This is a genomic window from Nocardia sp. NPDC056611, from assembly GCF_042792755.1.
GTDB lineage: Bacteria > Actinomycetota > Actinomycetes > Mycobacteriales > Mycobacteriaceae > Nocardia.
Window position 1 is genome coordinate 933,014 of the sequence record NZ_JBHTVV010000003.1, and the last position, 23,119, is coordinate 956,132.

Below are 23,119 nucleotides of genomic sequence, written 5' to 3' on the forward strand. Positions count from 1 at the left end.
GCTGCGTAAACTGATTCAGCGGTTTGCGTTAACGCGGACCGACTTCGCGCGCCCACAGTGAGTGTCGCCGGCTGGTCCCCCTGATTCGTTCTCGGAGGGTTCCGGTGGCCGTGGGCGCCAGGGCAGGGATCGCCGATTCCTGTGTCAACCAGCAACGAGAGGAAGTTACGGAGCCATGGCTGTCGTAACAATGAAGCAGCTGCTCGACAGCGGCGCGCACTTCGGTCATCAGACCCGCCGGTGGAACCCGAAGATGAAGCGTTTCATCTTCACCGACCGCAACGGCATCTACATCATCGATCTGCAGCAGACGCTGACCTACATCGACAAGGCCTACGAGTTCGTCAAGGAGACCGTTGCCCACGGCGGCACCGTCCTCTTCGTCGGCACCAAGAAGCAGGCCCAGGAGTCGATCGCGTCTGAGGCGACCCGTGTCGGCATGCCCTACGTGAACCAGCGCTGGCTGGGCGGCATGCTCACCAACTTCCAGACCGTGCACAAGCGGCTGCAGCGCCTGAAGGAGCTGGAGTCGATGGAGCAGACCGGCGGTTTCGAGGGTCGCACCAAGAAGGAAATCCTCATGCTGACGCGTGAGAAGAACAAGCTGGAGCGCACCCTGGGCGGCATCCGGGACATGGCCAAGGTTCCCTCGGCCATCTGGGTTGTCGACACCAACAAGGAGCACATCGCCGTCGGCGAGGCTCGCAAGCTGAACATCCCGGTCATCGCGATCCTGGACACCAACTGCGACCCCGACCTGGTCGACTACCCGATCCCGGGTAACGACGACGCGATCCGTTCGGCCGCGCTGCTGACCAAGGTCGTCGCTTCCGCCGTCGCCGAGGGCGTGCAGGCTCGTGCCTCGCGCGCCGGTGGCGACTCGAAGCCGGAGGCCGGCGCGGGCGAGCCCCTCGCCGAGTGGGAGCAGGAGCTGCTGTCGCAGGCTGCCCCGGCCGAGGCTGCCGCCGAGGCCCCCGTGGAGACCGCTGCCGAGGCGGAGCTGAAGGAAGACCCGGCCACCAAGACCCCGGCCGACTTCTGATCCACCGCCGCCAGGCATCTGTTCACCTTGCCGACCGCTGTCGTTCGATGACGGTCGGCAAGGTGTGACCACCACAGACTTTCACTCACACAGGGAGGCTCGCCCGAGATGGCGAACTACACCGCCGCCGATGTGAAGCGGCTCCGCGAGCTCACCGGCTCCGGCATGATGGACTGCAAGAAGGCGCTCGAGGAGAACGCGGGCGACTTCGACAAGGCCGTCGAGTTCCTGCGTATCAAGGGCGCCAAGGATGTCGGCAAGCGTGCTGAGCGCGCCACCGCCGAGGGCCTGGTCGTCTCGCAGGACGGCGTCCTGATCGAGATCAACTCCGAGACCGACTTCGTGGCCAAGAACCAGGAGTTCCAGGACGTCGCGAACGCCATCGTGGCCGCCGCCGCGAAGGCCCGCCCGGCCGACCTGGACGCCCTGAAGGCGGTCGAGGTCGACGGCCAGACCGCCGACCAGGTGCTGCAGGCGCTCGCCGCCAAGATCGGCGAGAAGCTCGAGCTGCGCCGCGTCGCCGCGTTCGACGGTCAGACCACCGTCTACCTGCACAAGCGTGCCACCGACCTGCCGCCGTCCGTCGGCGTGCTGATCGAGTACACCGGCACCGACGCCGACGCCGCCCGCGCCGCCGGCATGCAGGTCGCGGCCCTCAAGGCCAAGTACCTCACCCGCGAGGACGTCCCGGCCGAGCTCGTCGCCAAGGAGCGCGAGATCGCCGAGGCGACCGCCAAGGAAGAGGGCAAGCCGGAGGCCGCGCTGCCGAAGATCGTCGAAGGCCGCGTCAACGGCTACTACAAGGACGTCGTCCTCCTGGAGCAGGCTTCGGTCACCGACTCCAAGAAGACCGTCAAGGCCCTGCTGGACGACGCCGGTGTCACCATCACCCGCTTCGCCCGCTTCGAGGTCGGCCAGGCGTAATCGCCTGACATAGTCGAAAAGGCCCCTCGCCCATCGGTTCCCGATGAGCGAGGGGCCTTTTGTCGTACCTGTTCAGCTGCACATCCCGTGGCAGGGGTCGGTCGACGGTTTCGGGAAGAGCCATGCGAGCAGCCCATTGACAGCACCGGTCAGGATGCTGCTTCCAGTGTCGGTGGCGACCGGGGTGGCCACCGAGGGGACCGGTGTCTCAGCCGCGGCCGGACCCGCCGCGACGGTGAGAGCGGCGGCGAGTGTGAGTCCGGCGAGTCCGATGCGGATCGTGGGGTTCTTGATATTCACGAGCCGAACATATGTGAAACGCAATTGCTTACATTTGGAAACGAGGGCCCCAGCTTCCAGGGGCATCCGATGGCTCGAACAGGCTCGCGTCCATCGTGATTCGATGAGCGAAGGGCCGTTCGCGTACCTGGCTCGGGCGCTCGGCTGCAGACGGAGCGGCCACCCGGGTGGTGGCCTTCATGGTGTGAAGTCCGATCTGCGGTGGGTGATTGTCTACTCGGGGTCGTTGGCGCAGCCGTGGCAGGGCTTTCCGCCCATCAGGATGGTGATCGCGTCGATCAGGTTGCCCATGACGCTCGCGCTGCCGGGGGAGATGTAGGGGACGACCGGGCTGTTGGCGGAACCGGTGTAGGGGTTCCAGGATCCGGTGCCGGAGCCGGTCGTCGTGCCCGCGACGGCGGTCGGCGCCTCGGCGGGGGTGAGGGCGATCTCCGCGGAGGCGGGCGCGGCGACCGTGGTGAGGGCGGCGGCGAGGGCGAAGGCGGCGAATCCTGTTCGGGCCGTGAGATTCTTCGAGTTCACGAGCCGACGATATGTGAAATGCGAGTGCGTTAAATCTGAATGCGTGCCCCCGATTTCTTGGTGGCACATCCTTGCCGGGCCCGGCCGGTACGGTGGGAAGGGCATAGCTTCGCGATTGCTGGAACAGTTGCCGCGAGGACTCTCGTGCGCCCGGATTGTGACGAACCGGTAGGCCGATACGAGGGTCGCCTCACGCTCGTGACCGGTCGTGAGGCAGGATGGATGGAGCTTTGTTGCCGTCCCGTGCAATTCGTCGGCCGGGATGGTCTTTTCATGTGCCTGCGCACGCTCGAACGTCTGGACAAGGAGACCGATGACGGACCCGGATACCGCCCCCGATCGCAAGGGCTATCGCCGAGTGCTCCTCAAGCTGGGTGGCGAGATGTTCGGCGGTGGCCGTGTCGGGCTCGACCCGGATGTGGTGCAGGCGGTCGCGGAGCAGATCGCGGAGGTCGTCGAGGACGGCGTCCAGGTGGCCGTGGTGATCGGCGGCGGCAACTTCTTCCGTGGCGCCGAGCTCGAGGAGCGCGGCATGGAGCGGGCCCGCTCGGACTACATGGGCATGCTCGGCACCGTCATGAATTCCCTTGCGCTGCAGGACTTCCTGCAGAAGCAGGGCATCGACACCCGGGTGCAGACCGCCATCACCATGGGTCAGGTCGCCGAACCGTATCTGCCGCTGCGCGCCAAGCGGCACCTGGAGAAGGGCCGCGTCGTGATCTTCGGCGCCGGTATGGGCATGCCCTACTTCTCCACCGACACCACCGCCGCGCAGCGCGCCCTGGAGATCGGCGCCGAAGTGGTGCTGATGGCCAAGGCCGTGGACGGCGTCTTCACCGCGGACCCGCGGGAGGACCCCGACGCCACCATGTTCACCCAGATCACCCACAAGGAAGCGCTGGAGCGGGGCCTCAAGGTCGCCGATGCCACCGCTTTCAGCCTGTGTATGGACAACCAGATGCCGATGCTGGTGTTCAATTTGTTGACCAAGGGAAATATCGCCCGCGCCGTCGCCGGTGAGAAGATCGGCACCCTGGTCCGGTCGTGACCGACGACAAGAACCATGACGCAGTGGAGGAAACGCCGTGATTGAAGAAGCGCTCTTCGACGCCGAGGAAAAGTTCGAGAAGGCCGTCTCGGTGGTGAAGGACGACCTGGCCTCGATCCGGACCGGTCGCGCGAATCCTGGTATGTTCGCGCGGATCGTGGTCGAGTACTACGGCTCGATGACGCCGATCACCCAGATCTCCTCGATCACCGTGCCCGAGCCGCGCATGGTGGTGATCAAGCCGTACGAGCAGGCGCAGATGCAGCCGATCGAGACCGCGATCCGCAATTCGGATCTCGGCGTGAACCCCACCAACAACGGTGACATCATCCGGGTCTCGATCCCGCAGCTCACCGAGGAGCGGCGCCGGGAAATGGTCAAGCTGGCCAAGTCCAAGGGCGAGGACGCGAAGATCTCGATCCGCAACGTCCGCCGGAAGGCCATGGAAGAGCTGGGCCGCATCCAGAAGGACGGCGAGGCGGGCGAGGACGAGGTCGGTCGCGCCGAGAAGGAACTCGACAAGACCACGCAGAAGTACGTCGCGCAGATCGACGAGCTGGTGAAGCACAAAGAAGGCGAACTGCTCGAGGTCTAGGACGGCCGATCTTCGGCCGGGGGTAGGGAACGGACGACAAGTGAGCGACGGGACAATCGTGGCCGAAGAGACTGCCGCCACCGGCGAGCTGCCGGAGGAAGCCACCGCATCGCCGGCCGCGAATTCGGCCACACCGAACAATGCGGGCGAGGCAGCCTCGGATGGGAAGCCGAGCGCGCCCGCGTCGAAGGCGGGCCGCAACCTGCCCGCGGCGCTGGGCGTCGGATTCGGGCTGGGGTTGTCCCTGATCGCGATCCTGCTGTGGGCCCCGAAGGTGCTCGTCGGCGTGATCGCGGTCGCGGTGGCGGTGGCCACCTGGGAGGTGACCAAGCGGCTGCGTGAGGCCGACGTGCTGGTGCCCCGGATTCCGCTGTTGATCGGCGGGCAGGCGGTGGTGTGGCTGGCCTGGCCGGTCGGACCGGAGGGCGTGCTCGGCGCGTTCGGCGCGACGGCGCTCACCCTCATGGTGTGGCGGCTGTTCGACCACGGCCTGACGGCCACCCCGCGAAACTACTTGCGCGACACCGCGATCTCGGTGTTCACGCTCACCTGGATTCCGCTGCTGGCCTCGTTCGCGGTGCTGATGCTGTCCGAGGACAAGGGCAACCTGCGGGTGCTGACCTTCATGATCCTGGTGGTCTGCTCCGACGTGGGCGGTTATGTGGCGGGCGTGCTGTTCGGCAAGCACCCGATGGTGCCGCACATCAGCCCGAAGAAGTCCTGGGAGGGCTTCGGCGGTTCGCTGGTGTTCTGCGTGATCGGCGGTCTGCTGACGGTGACGCTGCTGCTGCAGGCGAATTCGATGATCGGCGTGCTGCTGGGCGTCGGGCTGGTGCTGGTGGCGACCAGCGGCGACCTGATCGAATCGCAGGTGAAGCGGGAGCTGGGCATCAAGGACATGGGCACGCTGCTGCCCGGGCACGGCGGGATCATGGACCGGCTCGACTCGATGCTGCCGTCGGCTTTCGTGGCGTGGCTGGTGCTGACCGCCTTGCTCTGATCGATCGCGCGGCTTCGGTCACCTGGTCCAGGTGGTGTGACGAGCGCATCGCACCCCGCGGCGCCGAACGCGTGTTTCGGATGGAACACTGGAAGGGTTATGACTACCCCGTTGCCCCTCGTTTTCGACGCCCCTCGTCGCGGTATGCCGCCGCGGCATCTCGCCGACCTCGATTCGCGGGAGCGCAAGGCGGTGGTCGAGGAGCTCGGCCTCCCCAAATTCCGTGCCGACCAGATCGCGCGCCAGTACTACGGCCGCCTGGTCGCCGACCCGGATCAGATGACCGATCTGCCCGAGGCGATGCGTTCCAAGGTCGCGGAGGCGCTGTTCCCGCAGCTGCTGACCGAGATCCGGCACATCGAATGCGATGACGGCACCACCCGCAAGTCGCTGTGGCGCGCCAATGACGGCACCCTGCTCGAGTCGGTGCTCATGCGCTACCCCGACCGCAACACCCTGTGCATCTCGTCGCAGGCCGGTTGCGGCATGGCGTGCCCGTTCTGTGCCACCGGTCAGGGCGGTCTGAACCGCAACCTGTCCACAGCCGAGATCGTCGACCAGGTTCGGGCCGCCGCGGCCGCCCTGCGCGACGGCGACGTCGCGGGCGGACCCGGCCGCCTGTCCAACATCGTGTTCATGGGCATGGGCGAGCCGCTGGCCAACTACAAGCGCGTGGTGAACGCGGTCCGCCGCATCACGTCTCCGTCGCCGGAGGGCTTCGGCATCTCGCAGCGCTCGGTGACGGTCTCCACGGTCGGCTTGGCGCCCGCCATCCGCAAGCTCGCCGACGAGGACATGTCGGTGCGGCTGGCCGTCTCGCTGCACACCCCCGACGACGAGCTGCGGGACACGTTGGTGCCGGTCAACAATCGCTGGCCGGTCGCCGAAGTCCTCGATGCCGCACGCTATTACGCCGACAAGTCCGGCCGCCGCGTCTCCATCGAGTACGCGTTGATCCGCGACATCAATGATCAGGGCTGGCGCGCCGACATGCTCGGCAAGAAGCTGCACAAGGCGCTGGGCCCGCTGGTCCACGTCAACCTGATCCCGCTCAACCCGACGCCGGGCAGCAAATGGGACGCTTCCCCGAAGCCGGTGCAGGACGAGTTCGTCCGCCGGGTCCAGGCGCAGGGCGTCACCTGCACGGTCCGTGACACCCGCGGGCAGGAAATCGCCGCCGCCTGCGGCCAGCTCGCCGCGGAAGGCTGACCCGGACGCCGGTCTCGGCCGGGCTTTGGTCAAGTCGGCTATCCGGCATGACTTTCCGTGCCAGCAAACAGTGGGTAACCACTCTGGCGGGCCATCACCGATGTGGCGGCCTACACCCACCTGACATCCGCCGATGTTCGCGAGTTCGGCGACCGGCTCGACGAGATCCGGCGGTCGGTGGAGCATGACCTCGGTGAGCGCGACGCCCGCTACATCAGGAACTGGGCAACGCCGTGTACGTCGTACCGGTCTCGATGCTCTACGAGTTCGGGATGTGCGTCTATCACCTGGAGATCCCGAAAGTCGTGGCGGGGCGCAAGGATCCGCAGGAGCTGCGGGGGCCCGCGACGAGATACTCCGCAAGGCGAGCAAACAGCCGAGACCCGGGGGGAGTGGTATCTCCGGCAGTTCCTCGGCAGCGCGAACTTCCCGTCCGGTCCGGTCGGGAGAATCTTGACCGGGTCATTGGGGTACCAGATCGAACACCATTTGTTCCCGGACCTACCGAGCAACCGGCTGCCGGCTGTTTCCCGGCAAGTCCGGGGCCTCGCCGCACAGTACGGGCTGCCCTGCAACTGCCGATATGGAACGCCACCGGCTCGATATTCCGGATTCCCTTCGCCGGGAGGGCGCTTGACCTAGCGTTTGCTTCATGTTGCAGCAACCGCTCGTAGGGCACGTGAACGAAGCCGATATCCCCTGGGTGTGGGCGGGTGATGTCGGCTTGCAGTTGCTGCGCGTCTCGCCGTCGGGGTTCGTGCTGCGCAATCGGTTCAAGGCCGGATTCAGCCTGCCCACGCACAAGCACACCGGCGCGGTGAACGCGTACACCTTCTCCGGCGACTGGTTCTACGCCGAGCAGGGCATCCACTACACCGCCGGGACCTTCATCCACGAGCCCGCCGGGTCTGTTCACACCCTCACGGTCGCCGAGGACGCCGATGTCCTGTTCATCGTCGAGGGTGCGTTCATCGACCTCGACGCCGACGGCGCTGTGACGGGTGTCGTCGATTCGAAGACCATTCAGGACGCCTACTTCGCGCTCTGCGATGTCGCCGGTATCGCCCGCCCGACCGGAATTCTCGAATAGCGCCCCCACCGGCGGATTGTTGCCCAAACGTAGCTAAGCCGCCGATTTCCTGTCGCCGGGTGTCCCGTGCTTCCTACACTGGGGTGAACGCGGACGCTTGCCGGGCGTCCGATCGGCCGAGGAGCGCATGATGCCAATGCCGCAGCTCACGACCATCTCTTCCTTCGTCATCGTCATCGACGGCCTCCAGATCGCGTCCTTCGCGGACCTGGGCGGCATCGTGTCCGAGATCGAACCGGTGTCCTACCTCGAAGGCGGTGGCGGCGGTCCGATCCAACTGCCCGGAAAGGTCAAGCCGCCCCAGGTCACCCTGTGCCGCGGCCGCACCGGCACCGCCGACCTGTGGGCCTGGCACCAGTCGGCGCGCAACGGCCAGATGGCCGTGGCGCGCCGCGACTGCACCCTCACGATGTACGACCACGAGGGCACCCCGGTTCCGTGCTACCTGCTCGAGCACGCGTGGCCGTCCAAGATCGAGGTCTCCGCCCTGCGGGACGGCCCCGGTGAAATGCTGTACAACAGCGTCACATTGGTCTGCGAGAACCTCCACCACATGGCGGCCTGACCGGTCGCGGTCGGGAGGCGGCGACCGACGGTCGCCGCCTGACCCGAGGACGTCGGCCGGCGCGCTCCGTATCGCCCGGGGTGGGAGCCGCGAGATATCGGCTGAAAACCAGTAGCCTGACGGCAGGCCCGGCGATTGCCGAGCCGCTCGAGGCCTCTCTGCGGTCCTGTTCTCGAATCGCGATGCCGCCCGAAATTTCTCGGAGAGGCACATGTGGCAACGACCGCAGGCGAAACGAATGACCGGGATTTCGCAGACGGCGGGACGGAGAGCGCCGACACCGACGCCGGGATCTGGGACGAGGACGAGTCCCCGGCCCTGCGCCGGGCGCGCAAGGAAGCCGGGCTCACCGCGAGTGGGGATTCGACGCGGGCGTATCTGAAGCAGATCGGCCGGGTTCCCCTGCTCTCCGCGGAGGAGGAGGTCGATCTGGCGGTCCGGATCGAGGTGGGGCTGTACGCGGCGGAGAAGCTGCGGATCGAATCCGAGGGGCCGTCCGGTCTCACCGCCGCGCGCTGCCGCGATCTGACCTGGATCGTGCGTGATGGCGTCCGGGCCAAGGATCATCTGCTCGAGGCGAATCTGCGCCTGGTGGTGTCGATCGCCAAGCGGTACACCGGGCGGGGCATGGCCTTTCTGGATCTGATCCAGGAGGGCAATCTGGGTCTCGTGCGCGCGGTCGAAAAGTTCGACTACAGCAAGGGATTCAAGTTCTCGACCTATGCCACGTGGTGGATTCGCCAGGCGATCAGCCGTGCCATGGCCGATCAGTCGCGCACCATTCGCATTCCCGTGCACATGGTGGAGATCATCAACAAGCTCGGGCGCAGGCAGCGTGAGCTGCTGCAGGAGCTGGGTCGTGAGGCCACGCCCGAGGAGCTCGCGCAGGAGTTGAACATCACGGCCGCGCGGGTGCTGGAGATTCAGCAGATGGCCCGGGAACCGATCTCGCTGGACCAGACGATCGGTGACGAGGGCAGCGGCCAGTTCGGCGACTTCATCGAGGACACCGAGGCCGTCGTCGCGGTCGAGGCGGTGGCGTTCACCCTGCTGCAGGAGCAGCTGCAGGCGGTGCTGGGCACGCTCAGCGAGCGCGAAGCCGGAATCGTGCGCCTGCGTTACGGACTGGGCGACGGGCAGCCCCGGACCCTCGACGATATCGGGAAGATCTACGGCGTCACGCGCGAGCGGATCCGGCAGATCGAGTCGAAGACGATGTCGAAGCTGCGGCATCCGTCGCGCTCGCAGTTGCTGCAGGATTACCTGGAGTAGCGCGGGCGGGTGGCCGGGCGGATCTGCCGCCCGGCTTCGGACGTCAGAGGGTCGCGATCATCCGCTGCGCGGTGGCGGCGTGACCGTACTGGTTCGGATGGAATTGCGCGCCTTCGCCGTTGTCGACCGAGGTGCCGTTGACCCACCGGTCCGGGATGGCCTCGCAGACGTCGTGGCCGTCGTAGAGCTCGTAGGTGCTGAAGTAGGTGGTACCGGGCTGGGAACGCAGCATGGTGTTGAGGCCGCCGATCACGCTGTCGTGGATCCAGTCGGCGTCCGCGGCCAGGACCGGCTGGCGGCCCGCGCACAGGGATGCGTTGTCGGGCAGGATCTTCGGGTAGCCGACCAGGACGATGCGGGCCTGCGGGGCCTGGGTGCGGATGGCGGCGAGCAGCTGGGCGAGCTTGGCGGCGGTCATCGAGAGGCGCCCGGGCATCTCCGGGCCGTACTTGTTCTTGCAGCCCGCCACCAATTCGGCGACCGCACCCGCGCTGCCGCTGGCGCTGCCCGTCGCGAGACTGCCAGTGCCGCTGCCCGTTCCGAGGGTGCCCGCGAGCACACAGTCCTTGACCAGCTGCCCGAAGCCGATATCGTTGCCGCCGACGCCCAGGGTGACCAGCGTGGTGTCGGCGGTGACCGCGGAGAGCTGAGTGCTGGTCACCGAGTCGATGGTCGCGCCCCCGCAGGTGACATCGGTGAGCGCATACCCGCGCTGAGCCGCGAACAGATGTGCGTAGTTGCGGTCCGACCGGGAACAGCTCTTGTCGAGAATGGTCGAGATGCCCACCCCCGCCGCATACGAATCGCCGAGCGCCACATACTTTCCGCTGTCGGCGGTGGCCGGGGTGATGCTGGTCAGGGAGGCGGCGACGATCATCGCAATTGCGGACAAGCAGTGTTTCAGTTTCAAGGCGGAGTCCTGGTGGCAGAGCGGGGAGGGGATCGCCGCCGACCCTAGAAGATGACCTACCACCCGGTAGGTTGGTTGGCGGAATCGTTATCGATTCGGCCCGCCGCCGCTGAGCGGCCGCTCTCGCGGGTTGGATGACCGGAGCCGTCGCTGGAGTATTCTGTGGCGCGTGAGCGAGGCTGACGACTGGTCGTGGCTGCGTACGACAATCCCGATCGTCGACATGGCGATGTATCTGGCCATGCCCGAAGACATCGCCCGCACGGTGGAAATTCGCGACGGCATGATCGTGCACTGTGAGTCTCCGTCGCCCAATCATGTTGCGATCAGCGACAACATCAAAGGGGCGCTGCGCGAGGCGGTGTCCAAACGATCCGGTGATCTGCCATGCCTGCGTGCGAGCGGTGAACTCGACATGCTGATCTCGGAGGTCCCGTTCCATTACAAGCGGCCCGACGCCATCGTCTATCGCTGTATCGACGAGCCGCGGGGGAGATGGAAGACGAAGCCGATGGCTTCGGACACCTTGCTGGTCGTCGAGGTCGTATCTCCCAACACCGTGACCGCGGACCTGGTCGAGAAGCGGGCCGAGTATGCGAGACTCGGTATCCCCTCCTATTGGATCGTCCGCATGGTCCAGGACGACGGCCCCGCCGCGTCCATTGAGATGCTCAGGCTGACCGCGGACGGCACCTATATCAGCGAGAACATGTCGCTGCGGGCGCGCGGCGACGCGTTGGCTGTCGACGTCGCCGATCCGCTCGACGTCACGATCAGCTGGAATCGACTGGATATCGGTCTGGACTGATACTTCTCAGCGCGCACCGCGGGCGCGTCTGAGCACCTCCTCCTCGGTGAGAGCGCTCGATGGGTGATGGCTGAGGCACATCGGCACATTGATCTTGGTAAAGCCGACTCCCTCGGTGGCGCCGTAGAAGCGCCCGGCGGGCAAGCGGGAAATATCGTCCAGCCGACCGCCTTTGGCGCGGGCCAGCTCCTGGGCGGCCTGAATGTGCACCGGCGCGTTCAGCAGACCGATGATCTGGGTGGCGGCATTGCCGGTGACCATGGGGTGCAGGGCTTTCGGCGCCTGGGTCGCGTACACGAGTCCCAGCCCGTACTTGCGTGCCTGTGTCGCGAGAGTGAGGGTGCTCGCGCTGGACGGTGTCGTGTGGCGCGACGGCGCGAAGGTCTGTGCCTCGTCCAGAACCAACAGTCCGCCGAGCGGGCGGTCGGCCGCCGGGTTGCGCTTGATCCAGGCGAACAGTGCCATCTCCAGCTGGCCGACGAAGGTCTGCCGTTGCTCGGGTGTCGCGAGCCCGATGCAGCTGATCACCGACACTCGCGCTCTGCTGTCGCCTGCCGGGGTCAGCAGGACTCCTGGATCGAGGCGCTGGCCCGCGCCGCCGAAGACGGGATCGTTGATCATGGCCGCATGCAACTGGTCGGCCATTTCCTGGGCAAGCTGAGCGGCCTTCCGGACCGTGCTGACATCGTCCGGAAGGTTGGCGAGCAGTTCCACGAAGTCACCCAGTTCCTTGCCACCGCGCCTGGCGAAGTAGGTCAGTGACTCGGTCAGGACCGCGGTCCCGGTAGGGAGTTTGCGTCCGGCCAGGCCGGTCCGCGGTAGGAGACCGGCGACCGATGCGTCGATGGCGGTCCGGAACTCATCGGGATCGTCGACCACTCCCTCGAAGTCGGGCAGCGGGTTCAGCGCTATCGGACGTCCGGCCTCACGACGTGGCGTCCAGACGACCACTTCGACCTCGGCGAAGTAGCGCGCGGCCCGTTCGGGGTCGTTCGGGGACCAGGTGCCCGGCGGCGACGGCCACGAGTCGCCGAGGCGGGCGAGGTCATTGTTGGTGTCGACCAGAATCGACGAAACACCCTGTAATGCGGCTTCTTCCACCAGTCGCCGCAGCAGGACGGTCTTTCCCGACCCGCTGCCGGCGAAAATAACAGCGTGCTTGCGCAACTGGATCAGCGGGACGTGGAATGCCGTGCCGGTCTTGGCATCCCGGCCCAGCGTGATCGACGGCTCGGCCGGTGGGTCGTCAGTGACTGCGGCGGCCGGTGTGTCGATCTCCAACGGTTCGATGCCCGGTTCCCTTATGCCGTTCCGTTGCGGCACGGGCACATCGCCGGTCGTCGGCGTCAGGAACTGATCGAACAGATGGGTTCGGGTAGCCGGACGTCGGGCCTCGAGCCAATCCCCGAACCCCGGTGTCATCCGGAAGTCGGTGAGCAGGGATTCCAGCGCGGTGAAGGTTCGTAGATCGTCCTCCGAGATCGGGATCGCGATACCGTGCGCGGCCTCCATCTCGGCAACCGCCTTCACCGTCGCCTTTCCCGAGGAGAACGGGGTGTTGCGCAGGACGACCAGATGCCGCTTCGGGCTGTCCGGTTCGATCTCCGCCTCGAGGCAGGCCGACCGCAGACGGGACAGCACCGCCGAATGATGGCCATGTGCGATGGCTCGGAAGCTCCAGTGCTCTTCGTCCTCTGTGGCTTCGTCGAGGGTGCGGCGCAGCCTGCCGTGGAGGGCGGGCTGGACCTTGCTCCGAGGATCGATCGTCAGCTCTGCACCGCTGGCATTCTGTTCGCGGATGTAGCAGCGCAGTGCGGCGTCCATCAACGCGGGCATCCGCTCGTCCTCGCGTTCTGGATCCAGCGGGTTCAGGATGTCCGCCATATCCCGCAAGGCGGCGAATCGGTCATCCCACAGACTCAATTCGCCGGCCGTCGGTGGCGTCGCGATCCGTGCGGTGTCCATGGATGGCTTGCCGAACTGCTCGAGCTCACTGACCGTGTTCGCGTCCAGGCATCGCCGCACATGCTCTTCGACCAGCTGAAGGAGCCTGCGCGGCGTGAGGCTGGGGACCGAGACGTCATCGAACGCCACGGGCCGTACCGGCCAGGTGGGGTAGGGCGGTTCGAAACCTGATTCACCGTAGAGGGTTCCGAGGTGGCGTTCGACGATCGCCCGGGCGACGGCGGCGGACGGCATCGCGGTCGACAGGTCGACTCGGGTGAAGCGGTCGACCGCGGAATTCACGGCGCGGGTGGCGATGAGCTCCCACGACCTCGGAATACACGCGGCCACGATCAGAGTCCGCGTGGTTTCCTCCCGCATGCGCATGAGTCCATCCGCGAGCTGATTGGCGAGTTCGTCTCTGCCGGACTGCCCGGATCTGGCTATCACGCTGTCGATTTGATCGACGGCCAGCACGATCGGGCCGGTGAGGGCGAACAGCCGGGACAGGTCATTGAAGATCAGCTGCGGAATCCGCGCGCCATCGCGAAAGCCCCAGGCAACGCGTTCGCCGTTATCGATGCCCTCCTCATTGATCAGGAAGCTGCGGCCGATCTCCTTCTGCTCCTTGCCGTTCGCCTGGAACAGGACGAGGGCACGCAGCGTGTCCTGGCATTCGAGTACGACATTGGGATCCAGCTCGGCTACCCGTTCCACGAAGGTATCCAGGTCTCCTCGGCTCAAGGGTATGTTGCCACGCAAGCGCATCCGGAGCTCGGAACCACAGTGGGTGCGCTCGGCGAGGAGGTCGAGCATCCGGCCGAGTTGTCCGCCATCGGAATCCGATAGACGGGTCACGACCCCGTGCACCGCGCCGGTCCAGAACGAGCGGCCGTCGAGCAGTTTGGGCATGAAGAACGAACCGCCCTGTTGCTGCACATGATGTCTGAGCCAGCCGAGCATATGTGTCTTACCGACACCGGCGTCACCGGTGAGGGCAATGCCGGTCGGTGTGATGCCCGGCCGGTTCGTGGCGGCGGTGACAGCGCGGGTGATGACGTCGCTCGCTCGTGGATGCAGGCCGTCGACGTGATAGGTCATCGGGCTCCACACGGCATCGGGCCCCAGCGCGCTGCTGAACTGAACCGAGGCGAGCGCGTGGTATTGCTCCTCGTTCACCGTGACACCTCGATCGCGAGCAGATGCCTTGCGGTGCCCCCCAATACGAGCGCGTCCGTGTGATCCCGATCGGTGAGCGTCCGCTGGTCCGATTCCGCCCGAATATGGACATCGTCGCGGCGCGACAGCAATTCGAGCGCCCTGTCGATCTCACCCCTGGGCAGTTCGTTCAGCCGTTCGCGCAAGTGCGTCAACCGGACCGCCATGCCGTGCCCGGATGTCAGTTCCAGGTACGCCGCTTCGACTTGCCCGGCCACATCCGGCCGGAAGACATCGGCCAGGGACTGCCCGGTGTCGTCGAGGTGGCGACGCAGCCCGGCCAGCACGGAGTACAGGGCTCCGCCCGCGCTCCCGGACTTGTCCGGCCGTTCGCGTGACAGCTCCTCGGCGCACCACACCGCACCCCGGTCGGTGAGTTCGTGTAGGAAGGCGCGGTTCACCATCGTGCTGGCGACCAGGTCGAGGTCATTGAGATGTCTGCGGTTCCTGCCGTCGAGTTTGATGCCCGCCGCCTCGTGAAGCTCGGCGTTGGTGAGTTCTCGCGCTTCCGCCATCAATACGAACAGGACACAGCGCTCATTCAGCGTCAGACGGTCGATGGACATCTGGTTTCCGGTACCTTTCTATGGTTTTCAGGAGAGTGGGTCGTCGATGACGGTGAATCCATTCGACGCGACGGTGATCTCCGTTCCGCGGCGATGACGGGTGGCGGGCCCCTCCGCACGAACCGTGCGGCCGTCGCGATGCGCGGACAGCGCTGTCGCGTAGATCCTGTCGTCGGGCGCCGTGACTGTGACGGTGCGAATTCCATCGGCGGCTGCGCCGTCCAGCTCGAGCGTTCCCCGGATCTTGACGCGTCGTCGTGCGCCGCCGGGATCGTCGGACAGCGCGATGATCGACCCCTGCACCACCCCGGACACCGGCTCCGCGTTCTGGCGGGCACGACCGTTGCTCAGGCGGCGGATCCTTTCGCCCGCTTCCGCGGGGACCGAAACGCTTTCGTCCGAGCGAGGTGCGAGCCATGACCAGTGGAAGTCGAGTTCGAATGCCTGGGGGTCGTCCGGTCCGGTCAGTTCGGCGAACGCACGGCACTCCGCCGGAGATATTCCGTGGCGCGCGAGATAGTCGAGTGAATGGGGCTCTGGACCATCCGCGGCCCGCAGGACTGCGGTCGACAGTGCCGAGATGCGTACAGCTGTACGGCGGCTGAGGTGGTTCGGATCGCCCTCTCCGATCGGGAACCCGACTCTCAGCGTCAGCGGCTCCCCGGTCATCGACAGCCAGGAATCGTTCAAGAGCTCGCGAACCTGGTCACGGGTGGTGACGCCCAGAATCGATGGCCGGGCTTCGCCGAGCACCTCGGCGGCGCAGACCGTGATCAGTTCACCGAGCGCCAGGACGGTGCGGGATGCCGCGGAGAACGCGATCGAGCCGGCGTTGTGGACCGTGCGGTACGACAAGACGTCGATGGCCGGAGATGTCAGGTCCTGCCACACGGCCTCCGGCGACCGCCCTTCCGCGTCGGCGACACACAGCGTCAACTCGCGCAACCTGCTACCGGCGTCGGCCATCGAGTCCGTCGGCGGCACCAGGACCTCGAAATCCCGCAGACTCCAGATACTTCCGTTGCGCCATCGGCCGGAGACCGTCCAGCCGTGAGCGCTCAGATAGCGGACGACATTGTCGATCGGCGGACTTTTGTGCATGTCGCAGTCGCTATCGGGCGGGGCCCGCGGAACTGCTGGCGACGAGCGCGCGCAGGCTGGCGGCCGTGAGGATGTTGCCGACCGGTATTTTCACCCGTACTTTCCGGCGTCGATCGGAGGTAGCCAACGGCTCGTGGTCATCGAGCGACAGCCAGTATCCGATGTGCCGGAGTAGAAGTCCTGACGTGTACAGGTCCGCGTACTCGGAGGACTGGACCGGAACGTGGACCAGGAAAAGATACCGCGGCACCGTGAAATCCTGACCGGCGAGTTTGTTGTACTGAGACTGGTCGAGATTGTCGAAATCGATCGATCCGTGCCGGACCTGGAGCTTGGCGACTGTCTTCACCTGGACCTCTATCCGAGGTGAGAAACCCCGCGGGGTGCGCCCGGGAGCCTTGAGGCACAGATCGACGCCGTCGAGGTCGACATCGTCCTGCGACCAGATGAGCCCTGCGGCCGACGCGAGAACACGAATGTAGTCGGCCCCGAATTTCCCCTGATGATTTCGTGCGTCGAGCACGATCTTCCCCCTGAAAACGCCTGCACCACCAGCTGATCGGATAACTGTAGGCATTGATCGGTTCCCGGGCAACCGCTCGAGGAATTGCTCATCAAAAACTGTTGTCCGGTTTGTTATTTCATCGAGCCTCGTTCATAACGACAACCTGAAATCAGGCCTCGAAGTATTCTTCTGTGAAACCGAGAATTTGCGACGCCAATGTGTTAGATGGTCTGGCTGCGGGCGTCAGTCCGCGAGCAGGGTGGCGATGCGGTGGCGGTCGGCGGGGGTGGCGGGGAGTTGGACGACCAGGAGGAGGTCGGGGTTGTCGACCGGGCGGAGTTGGTGGACGTCGAGGTCGAGGGGGCCTGCGGTGGGGTGATTCAGGGTGATGGTGGCGGGGCGGAAGTCTTGGACGGGGTATTCCTGCCACCAGGTGCGGAATTCGGGGCTGACCGCGGTGAGGTCGGTGATGAGGGCGGTGAGAAGGGGGTTGTCGGGGGTGCGGCCGGCTACGGCGCGGAATTGGCCGAGGATGGCTCGGGCGGCCCGTTCCCAGCGGGGCATCATGGCGCGGGTGCGGTCGTCGGTGAACATCCACCACAGCAGATTTCGGCGGTCGGCGGGGAGTTCGGCGGGGTCGATGCGGACGCGGGCGAAGGCGGCGTTCCAGACGACGAAGTCGAAGCGGGCGTCGTGGACGACGGCGAGGTCGGGCATCAGGGCATCGACCAGGCGTTGTAGTCGGCCGTCGTCGATGTCCTTGTGCTCCAAGGGATCCGCGAGGCCCGCCAGGGTGCGCAGGTGGCGGTGCTCGGCGGGGGACAGGAGCAGCGCGCGGGCCAGGGCGTCGACCACCTGGGGGCTGGCCGCGATCTTGCGGGCCTGTTCGAGCCAGGTGTACCAGGTCAGGCTGACCCCGGCGAGCTCGGCGACCTCCTCGCGCCGCAGCCCGGGGGTGCGGCGGCGGCCGGGCTCCAGATCGTTGAGCAGGCCGACGTCCTTGGGGGTGAGCCGGGCCCGGTGCGCTTTGAGGAACGCGGCCAGTTCGGAACGGTGATTGTCGGGCATCGCATCCTCTTGTGGCTAGCAGTATCGGTACCAGGACCAGGTGTCGGCGCGTCCCTAACGTCAGAGGCATCGGTGATCGACACGCATCACCGCTCACGGGGAGAACGACATGACGAACGACAAGGGACCGGTTCTGGTCATCGGCGCGACCGGCCGGCAGGGCCGGGCGACCACCCGGCAGCTGCTCGAACGCGGCTGGGAAGTACACGCTTTCGTGCGCGACCTGGAGTCGCCCGCCGCGACCGCGCTGCGCGCCGCGGGCGCGAACCTGATCCAGGGCGACCTCGACGACACCGACTCGATCCGGGCCGCCATGGAAGGCGCGTACGGCGTGTTCATGATGCTGACCATGATGGAAGGCGTCCACATCACCACGGAAGGCATTGCGGCCGAACAGCGCCGGGGCCGAACGGTCGCGGAGCTGGCGAAGGAGCTGGGCATCGAGCACTTCGTCTACAGCTCGCTGCGCGGCGCGGGCCAGGACACCGGCGTGGAGTACTACGCGGCGAAGACAGCCATCGAGGCGTACATTCGCGAACTCGAACTGCCCGCCACCATCCTGCGGCCCACCTTCTTCATGGACAACCTCAACGCCTTCAACCGGCCGGTGCTCGACGAGAACGGCGTGCTGCGGCTCGATCTCGCGGTGCGCGGCGACATTCCGGTGTCGCTGATCTCCACGCGCGACATCGGCGCCTTCGCCGCGATCGCCTTCGACCGGCCCCAGGAGTTCCTCGGCCGCATGGTGCCGCTGGCCGGGGACTACCTGACCCCGCCGCGGATCGCGGAGATCATCGGAGCGCACGCCGGACTGCCCGCGCGCAGCACTGTGGTGCCGCTGGAACAGGTCCGGGCGTTCGACCCGCACGTCGGGCAGATGTTCACGCACTTCAACGAGAGCCCGGACGGGCCGCTGGACCTGGCGGAATTGCGGGCCCAGCACCCGGGGCTGCTGGATCTGGCGGCGTGGCTGCGGTCGGTCGAATGGAAGCCGTGACGGGACACGGTCGCCGAGGGCGGCGCGGAGCTCGTGGTTCGCGCCGGCCTTTCCGCGTGCGCTCACGCCGGACCTCCCGTATCGGCGAGTCGGTCGACCGACTCTAACCGGATCCGGTTGCGGCGCACGGCGACTCGGAGTCGATTCGGCGACGGCTGTTGCCGTCCGGGCGGACGGATCGGGTGGCGGGGTGCGAAGTTCTCGTATTGCCGCGGTGTCGCCGGACCGCGGCGCAGCCTGGATGGCATGAACGCACACCGAAGTCGAATGGACTCGGCGACAACGCCGTTGAAGCGGGCCGCCGCGGCGGCCCGGCTGGATATCGCCGTCACCGATCTGCCGGAGCTGGGTGGTGGCTGGACCGTGGGGGAGGTGTGGCGGCTGCGGCGGGAACGGCCCGATTGGCTCGACGACGCGCGGCGGCGGTTCACCGGGCGCGGGCCGCGCGGGCGGGCCCGGGCGCGCGGGGATCGCATTGGTCCCTCCGGCGGGCGGTGATCGGCGTGTTCTCGGTGCCACCGGCTTGTTCGGGTATCACGGTCGCCGTGGCGTGATCGCCGGACGGCAGCGGGCTTTCAGGTGTGACCGGTGTGATCGGGGGTGTGATCAATGCGGGGGATAGGTCGGACAAAACGGTCATGTGGTGTGACTAGAGTGAACGCGCTGGAAATGGTGCTAGGCAGGGATGACGGGTGTGACTGAACCTCTACGTGAGGCGCATGAGCGGGCCAGTTGGGCGGAGTTGTTCTTCGACCTGGTGCTGGTGTTCGCGGTGACGCAGGCCGCGCATGTGGCGGTGGCCGGAGAGAGCTGGGGAGCCGTCGGGCAGACGGTGTTGCTGCTGGCGATCATGTGGTGGTCGTGGGTGGGGACGACGCTGTCGGTGCACGGGGTCGAGGACTCGAATCGGCAGCGGATCTTCCTGTTCGCGTGCGGGCTGTGCATGTTCGTGATCGCCATCGCCGCGCCGCACGCGTTCATCGGGCGCGCGCTGCCGCTGATCCTGGCCGTGGCGCATCTGGTGCTGCGGCTGCTGCTGTGGGTCGAGATGCGGCGCAAGCGGGCGCTCTCGCAGGCGGGCGTGTTCGGCAGCTGGGTCAATCCGTTCACGATCACCCTCGTCGCGGCGGTGCTGCTGGTGATCGCGGCGCTGGTTCCGGAAGGCGGGGCGCGCAACGCACTCTGGATCGTCGCGGTGCTGCTGGCCTTCGGCGGCCCGGCGCTGCTGGCGCGGCGGATGGAGTCGGTGCAGTTCGGCGCGACGCATCTGCCGGAGCGGTTCGCCACCTTCGTCATCATCGCGCTCGGCGAGACGGTCGCGTCGGTGGGTTCGGAAGCGGCGGAAGCGCATCTGGGCGTGATGTCGTGGATCGCGGTGGTGCTGATCTTCGTGCTCGGCTGCGGCCTGTGGTGGCTGTACTTCGCCTACGGGTTCTCCGCGGTCGAGCATTCGTTGCGCACCAACCAGGTTCGCGGCACCGTGGTGCGGGATGTGCTCAGCTACGGCCACATTCTGCTGGTGATCGGCCTGGTCGGGGTGGCGGTGGGCGCGCGCAGCATGGTCGAGCATCCGACCGCGACCGCGCACGGCGTCAACGCGTTCCTGCTGCCGATCGGCGCGACCCTGTACGTGTCGACCTTCCTGTTCACCCGTTGGCGCATGTTCGGCGCGGCCACCCTCGGCCGGTTCATCGCCGCGCTGGTGCTGGCGGCGCTGACCCTCGCCTCGACCCTGCTGCCGGAGATCGTGACGCTGGCCGCGGTGACCGCGGTCCTGGTCGGTCTGAATGCCTGGGAGTACTGGGTGGTTTCGACCGGACGCCCCCTGCTGCTGATGACCCGCACGCGGGCGAACTGACCCTCAGCCCTCGACCTCGGCCAACCGGCGGCGCAGATAGTCGCGCTCGGCGTCATTGGCGGTGAGGTCGAGGGCTGCCCGGTATTCGATGGCCGCGCGATCATCGCGGCCCAGCCGCCGCAGCAGATCGGCCCGCGTCGCGGTGACCTGCCGGGCCACCTCCGACCCGGCCGGGGCCGCCACCGTGTCGAGCAACTCCAAGCCCGCCTCGGGCCCGGAGCGCATGGCCACGGCGATGGCCCGGTTCACAGCCACCGTGGGGGAGGGGATCCGGGCCCACAACATGTCGTACAGCTCGGCGATCCGCGCCCAATCCGTCTGCTCCGGACCCGCGGCGGTGACATGACAGCCGACGATCATGGCCTGTAACTGATACGGCCCCAGCCGATCCCGGCGCGCGGTGCGCCGCAACTCGGCCAGCCCCGCCGCGATGAGCTCCCGATCCCACCGCCCCCGATCCTGCTCGTCGAGCGGCACCAATACCCCGTTCAGCGTCCGGGTCGCGGCCCGCGACTGCTGGAGCAGGACAAGCGCGTTCAGCCCGCCCGCCTCGGGATCATCGGGCATCAACTCGACCACCAGCGCGGCCAGCCGCCGCGCCTCCGCCGCCAGATCCGGCCGTTGCAGATCCGGCCCCGCCCCGGCCAGATACCCCTCGTTGAACAGCAGATAGATCACCCCGAGTACGGCAGTGGTGCGCTCGGGCAGCAGATGCGGGGGCGGCACCCGATACGGGATGCCCGCGTCGCGGATCTTCTGCTTGGCCCGCACCAGCCGCTTGGCCATGGTCGGCTCGGGAACGCCGAACGCGCGGGCGATCTCGCCGGTGGTCAGCCCGGTCAGCGTGCGCAACGCCAGCGCCACCTGCGCCTCGAACGCCAGCGCCGGATGGCAGCAGGTGAAGATCAGCCGCAGCCGATCGTCGGGAATATCGGTGCCGGACACGGCCTCTCCCACATCGGGGATCGCGGTGCGGGCCAGTTCCCGCAGTTTCCCGGCCCCGACACCTTCGCGGCGCAGCCGGTCGACGGCGCGGCGACGGGCCGCGGTCAGCAGCCACGCCCCGGGCCGCTCGGGCACGCCGTCGCGCGGCCAGGTGCGCCAGGCCAGCGCGAACGCCTCCTGCGCGCATTCCTCGGCCAGGTCCCAGTGGCCGAACCCGCCGATCAAGGTGGCCACCAGCCGCGCCCATTCGGTGCGGAAGGCGTCGGTGATCGCGGCGTCGACCTCGGTCACAGCGTCAGCACCGGCCGGATCTCGATCTGCCCGAACCGGCTGGCGGGATGGCGGGCCGCGATCTCGATGGCCGCGTCCAGATCCGCCACCTCGATCAGCGCGAATCCGCCGATCTGATCCTTCGACTCCGTGAACGGCCCGTCGGTGAGCAGCACCTCGTCCCCGCGCACCCGGACCGTGGTGGCGGTGTGGCTGGGATGCAGGCCCTCGTGGGCGGTGAGCACGCCGCGGGCGAGCAGGTCGTCGAGCCAGTCCCGGAACTCGCTCATCCCGTCGTCGGTGCGGTGCTCGTCGACCCGGCTCTCGTCGGCGCTGATCAGCAAGAGATATCGCATGGTCGTCTCCTTTCACCCGCACGACGAACGGGACGGACGCGGATGGACATCACTATGCCGACCGCCGCTGTCCATCGCCGGGATTCCCGTTCGTCGATCCGGTATCGAGTCCACCCACAGACCGGAGACGACCATGCCCACCGTGACGTCCGCCGACGGCACCACCATCGCCTATCACCGCGCCGGCGCAGGCCCGGCCATCGTGTTCCTGCCCGGCGCCTTCAATGACAGCGGCACCTGCGCGGCCCTGGCCGAACAGCTCGCCGACCGCTACACCGTGGTCCGCCCGGACCGCCGCGGCCGCGGCGACAGCACCGACGCCCTCGCCCCCGCCGACGCCGGCCGCTACGACGTGCGCCGCGAGATCGAGGACCTGGACGCGGTCATCGCCGATATCGGTGGCAGCGCAGCGGTTTTCGGCTTCTCCTCGGGCGGCATCCTGGCCCTGCGCGCCGCCGCGGCGGGATCGCGCATCACCCGCCTGGCCCTCTACGAACCGCCGTTCGCGCTGGGCGGCCGCGCCGATCACACGCCGCGGCGGTTGCCCGAACGACTGGCCGACCTGATCGCCCGGGGCGAGCGCGGAGCCGCCGTGGAATTGATGCAGCTCGAGGGCATCGGCCTGCCCCCGGCCGTGGTCGAGCGGGTCAAGCGGTCACCGATCCGGCCGCAACTCGAGGCGATCGCCCAGACGGTGGTCTACGACGCCGCCATCTGCCGTCCGCCGAACGTGCCCACCGAGGAGATGGCCCGCCTCGATATCGAGACCGTGGTGATCAGCAGCCCCGAATCGTGGCCGGGCGTCCGTTCCGCCGCCGAGGCCCTGCCCGCCCGCCTCGCCCGCGCCCACTACGCGGAGGTGCCCGGCGGCGCGGACCACGGCATCCCAGCCGCGGCCACCGCGACGCTGCTCGACGCGTTCCTCGGTGCGGACGTGACCCGCTGAGCCGGACCGGAATCGACGCGGAGCCACCCGAAAACCGTTGCGCCCGCCCGGATCGTGCGA

General features: G+C 67.3%; 24 protein-coding genes and 1 pseudogene. 15 read left to right on the top strand and 10 right to left on the bottom strand.

The genetic code is table 11. The features are described from left to right. Positions 1-175: 175 nt before the first annotated feature. Both rpsB and tsf read left to right on the top strand, forming a co-directional pair. On the top strand, positions 176-1,042 hold the full coding sequence (rpsB, locus tag ACFRAQ_RS20830) for a 30S ribosomal protein S2 (protein ID WP_357281558.1): 867 nt from the start codon (positions 176-178) through the stop codon (positions 1,040-1,042). A gap of 108 nt (positions 1,043-1,150) precedes the next feature. Next, complete coding sequence (gene tsf, locus ACFRAQ_RS20835; protein WP_379101888.1) at positions 1,151-1,966, top strand: translation elongation factor Ts; 816 nt, start codon at positions 1,151-1,153, stop codon at positions 1,964-1,966. Positions 1,967-2,038: 72 nt separating this feature from the next. Here tsf and ACFRAQ_RS20840 read toward each other — a convergent pair whose 3' ends face one another. Together ACFRAQ_RS20840 and ACFRAQ_RS20845 are read right to left on the bottom strand one after the other, a co-directional pair. Beyond that, positions 2,039-2,266, bottom strand: a complete 228-nt coding sequence (locus tag ACFRAQ_RS20840) for a hypothetical protein (RefSeq protein WP_379101890.1) — start codon at positions 2,264-2,266, stop codon at positions 2,039-2,041. Between the two features lie 213 nt (positions 2,267-2,479). Beyond that, on the bottom strand, positions 2,480-2,788 hold the full coding sequence (locus ACFRAQ_RS20845; protein ID WP_379101892.1) for a hypothetical protein: 309 nt from the start codon (positions 2,786-2,788) through the stop codon (positions 2,480-2,482). 313 nt (positions 2,789-3,101) lie between these two features. Between ACFRAQ_RS20845 and pyrH the strand changes: the two genes are divergently transcribed. The 8 genes and pseudogenes from pyrH to ACFRAQ_RS20885 form a co-directional block, all read left to right on the top strand. After that, the gene (gene pyrH / locus ACFRAQ_RS20850) at positions 3,102-3,836 is read left to right on the top strand and encodes a UMP kinase (RefSeq protein ID WP_357092686.1); all 735 of its coding nucleotides are present in this window, start codon (positions 3,102-3,104) and stop codon (positions 3,834-3,836) included. A 37-nt stretch (positions 3,837-3,873) separates the two neighbouring features. Continuing rightward, positions 3,874-4,431 (top strand): ribosome recycling factor, encoded by a 558-nt coding sequence (gene frr, locus ACFRAQ_RS20855; protein ID WP_213556998.1) that lies wholly within the window; start codon positions 3,874-3,876, stop codon positions 4,429-4,431. A gap of 88 nt (positions 4,432-4,519) precedes the next feature. After that, a complete protein-coding gene (locus tag ACFRAQ_RS20860; RefSeq protein ID WP_379102205.1) occupies positions 4,520-5,431 on the top strand; it encodes a phosphatidate cytidylyltransferase in 912 nt (303 codons plus the stop codon). 99 nt (positions 5,432-5,530) lie between these two features. Continuing rightward, entirely contained in the window at positions 5,531-6,640 is a 1,110-nt protein-coding gene (gene rlmN, locus ACFRAQ_RS20865; protein ID WP_379101895.1) for a 23S rRNA (adenine(2503)-C(2))-methyltransferase RlmN, read from the top strand. Between the two features lie 177 nt (positions 6,641-6,817). After that, positions 6,818-7,282 carry a fatty acid desaturase gene (locus ACFRAQ_RS20870; RefSeq protein ID WP_379102207.1) on the top strand — a complete coding sequence of 155 codons (465 nt, stop codon included), beginning with the start codon at positions 6,818-6,820 and terminating at the stop codon, positions 7,280-7,282. Positions 7,283-7,292: 10 nt separating this feature from the next. Next, positions 7,293-7,730 carry a 2,4'-dihydroxyacetophenone dioxygenase family protein gene (locus tag ACFRAQ_RS20875; protein WP_357281544.1) on the top strand — a complete coding sequence of 146 codons (438 nt, stop codon included), beginning with the start codon at positions 7,293-7,295 and terminating at the stop codon, positions 7,728-7,730. Between the two features lie 130 nt (positions 7,731-7,860). Further along, positions 7,861-8,295 (top strand): phage tail protein, encoded by a 435-nt coding sequence (locus ACFRAQ_RS20880; RefSeq protein WP_379101898.1) that lies wholly within the window; start codon positions 7,861-7,863, stop codon positions 8,293-8,295. Positions 8,296-8,499: 204 nt separating this feature from the next. Beyond that, a pseudogene (locus ACFRAQ_RS20885) lies at positions 8,500-9,567 on the top strand (RNA polymerase sigma factor); the annotation flags it as partial. 43 nt (positions 9,568-9,610) lie between these two features. On the opposite strand, the gene ACFRAQ_RS20890 reads toward ACFRAQ_RS20885, so the two are convergent. Beyond that, complete coding sequence (locus ACFRAQ_RS20890) at positions 9,611-10,459, bottom strand: SGNH/GDSL hydrolase family protein (protein WP_379101903.1); 849 nt, start codon at positions 10,457-10,459, stop codon at positions 9,611-9,613. Between the two features lie 187 nt (positions 10,460-10,646). Here ACFRAQ_RS20890 and ACFRAQ_RS20895 point away from each other — a divergent pair, with 187 nt between their 5' ends. Next, positions 10,647-11,285, top strand: a complete 639-nt coding sequence (locus tag ACFRAQ_RS20895; RefSeq protein WP_379101905.1) for a Uma2 family endonuclease — start codon at positions 10,647-10,649, stop codon at positions 11,283-11,285. Positions 11,286-11,291: 6 nt separating this feature from the next. Here ACFRAQ_RS20895 and ACFRAQ_RS20900 read toward each other — a convergent pair whose 3' ends face one another. The 5 genes from ACFRAQ_RS20900 to ACFRAQ_RS20920 all read right to left on the bottom strand — a co-directional run bounded on the left by ACFRAQ_RS20900 (position 11,292) and on the right by ACFRAQ_RS20920 (position 17,687). Next, a complete protein-coding gene (locus ACFRAQ_RS20900; RefSeq protein ID WP_379101907.1) occupies positions 11,292-14,408 on the bottom strand; it encodes an ATP-binding protein in 3,117 nt (1,038 codons plus the stop codon). Continuing rightward, complete coding sequence (locus ACFRAQ_RS20905) at positions 14,405-15,013, bottom strand: hypothetical protein (protein WP_379101909.1); 609 nt, start codon at positions 15,011-15,013, stop codon at positions 14,405-14,407. The genes ACFRAQ_RS20900 and ACFRAQ_RS20905 overlap by 4 nt, the downstream gene beginning before the upstream one ends. A gap of 27 nt (positions 15,014-15,040) precedes the next feature. Beyond that, on the bottom strand, positions 15,041-16,114 hold the full coding sequence (locus tag ACFRAQ_RS20910; RefSeq protein ID WP_379101911.1) for a hypothetical protein: 1,074 nt from the start codon (positions 16,112-16,114) through the stop codon (positions 15,041-15,043). A 10-nt stretch (positions 16,115-16,124) separates the two neighbouring features. After that, positions 16,125-16,637 (bottom strand): DUF4365 domain-containing protein, encoded by a 513-nt coding sequence (locus ACFRAQ_RS20915; RefSeq protein WP_379101913.1) that lies wholly within the window; start codon positions 16,635-16,637, stop codon positions 16,125-16,127. Positions 16,638-16,862: 225 nt separating this feature from the next. Then, the gene (locus ACFRAQ_RS20920; protein ID WP_379101915.1) at positions 16,863-17,687 is read right to left on the bottom strand and encodes a helix-turn-helix transcriptional regulator; all 825 of its coding nucleotides are present in this window, start codon (positions 17,685-17,687) and stop codon (positions 16,863-16,865) included. Positions 17,688-17,796: 109 nt separating this feature from the next. Here ACFRAQ_RS20920 and ACFRAQ_RS20925 point away from each other — a divergent pair, with 109 nt between their 5' ends. The 3 genes from ACFRAQ_RS20925 to ACFRAQ_RS20935 all read left to right on the top strand — a co-directional run bounded on the left by ACFRAQ_RS20925 (position 17,797) and on the right by ACFRAQ_RS20935 (position 20,542). Beyond that, positions 17,797-18,684: an NmrA/HSCARG family protein gene (locus tag ACFRAQ_RS20925; RefSeq protein WP_379101917.1), complete on the top strand. Its 888-nt coding sequence runs from the start codon at positions 17,797-17,799 to the stop codon at positions 18,682-18,684. A gap of 267 nt (positions 18,685-18,951) precedes the next feature. Beyond that, the gene (locus ACFRAQ_RS20930; RefSeq protein WP_379101919.1) at positions 18,952-19,182 is read left to right on the top strand and encodes a hypothetical protein; all 231 of its coding nucleotides are present in this window, start codon (positions 18,952-18,954) and stop codon (positions 19,180-19,182) included. A 196-nt stretch (positions 19,183-19,378) separates the two neighbouring features. After that, complete coding sequence (locus ACFRAQ_RS20935) at positions 19,379-20,542, top strand: low temperature requirement protein A (RefSeq protein ID WP_379101921.1); 1,164 nt, start codon at positions 19,379-19,381, stop codon at positions 20,540-20,542. A 3-nt stretch (positions 20,543-20,545) separates the two neighbouring features. On the opposite strand, the gene ACFRAQ_RS20940 is transcribed toward ACFRAQ_RS20935, so the two are convergent. Further along, positions 20,546-21,778 (bottom strand): RNA polymerase sigma factor, encoded by a 1,233-nt coding sequence (locus tag ACFRAQ_RS20940; RefSeq protein ID WP_379101923.1) that lies wholly within the window; start codon positions 21,776-21,778, stop codon positions 20,546-20,548. Continuing rightward, positions 21,775-22,113 (bottom strand): YciI family protein, encoded by a 339-nt coding sequence (locus ACFRAQ_RS20945; protein WP_379101925.1) that lies wholly within the window; start codon positions 22,111-22,113, stop codon positions 21,775-21,777. Before ACFRAQ_RS20945 ends, ACFRAQ_RS20940 begins: the two co-directional genes overlap by 4 nt. 133 nt (positions 22,114-22,246) lie before the next feature. Between ACFRAQ_RS20945 and ACFRAQ_RS20950 the strand changes: the two genes are divergently transcribed. Then, complete coding sequence (locus ACFRAQ_RS20950; RefSeq protein WP_379101927.1) at positions 22,247-23,059, top strand: alpha/beta fold hydrolase; 813 nt, start codon at positions 22,247-22,249, stop codon at positions 23,057-23,059. Positions 23,060-23,119 lie beyond the last annotated feature (60 nt).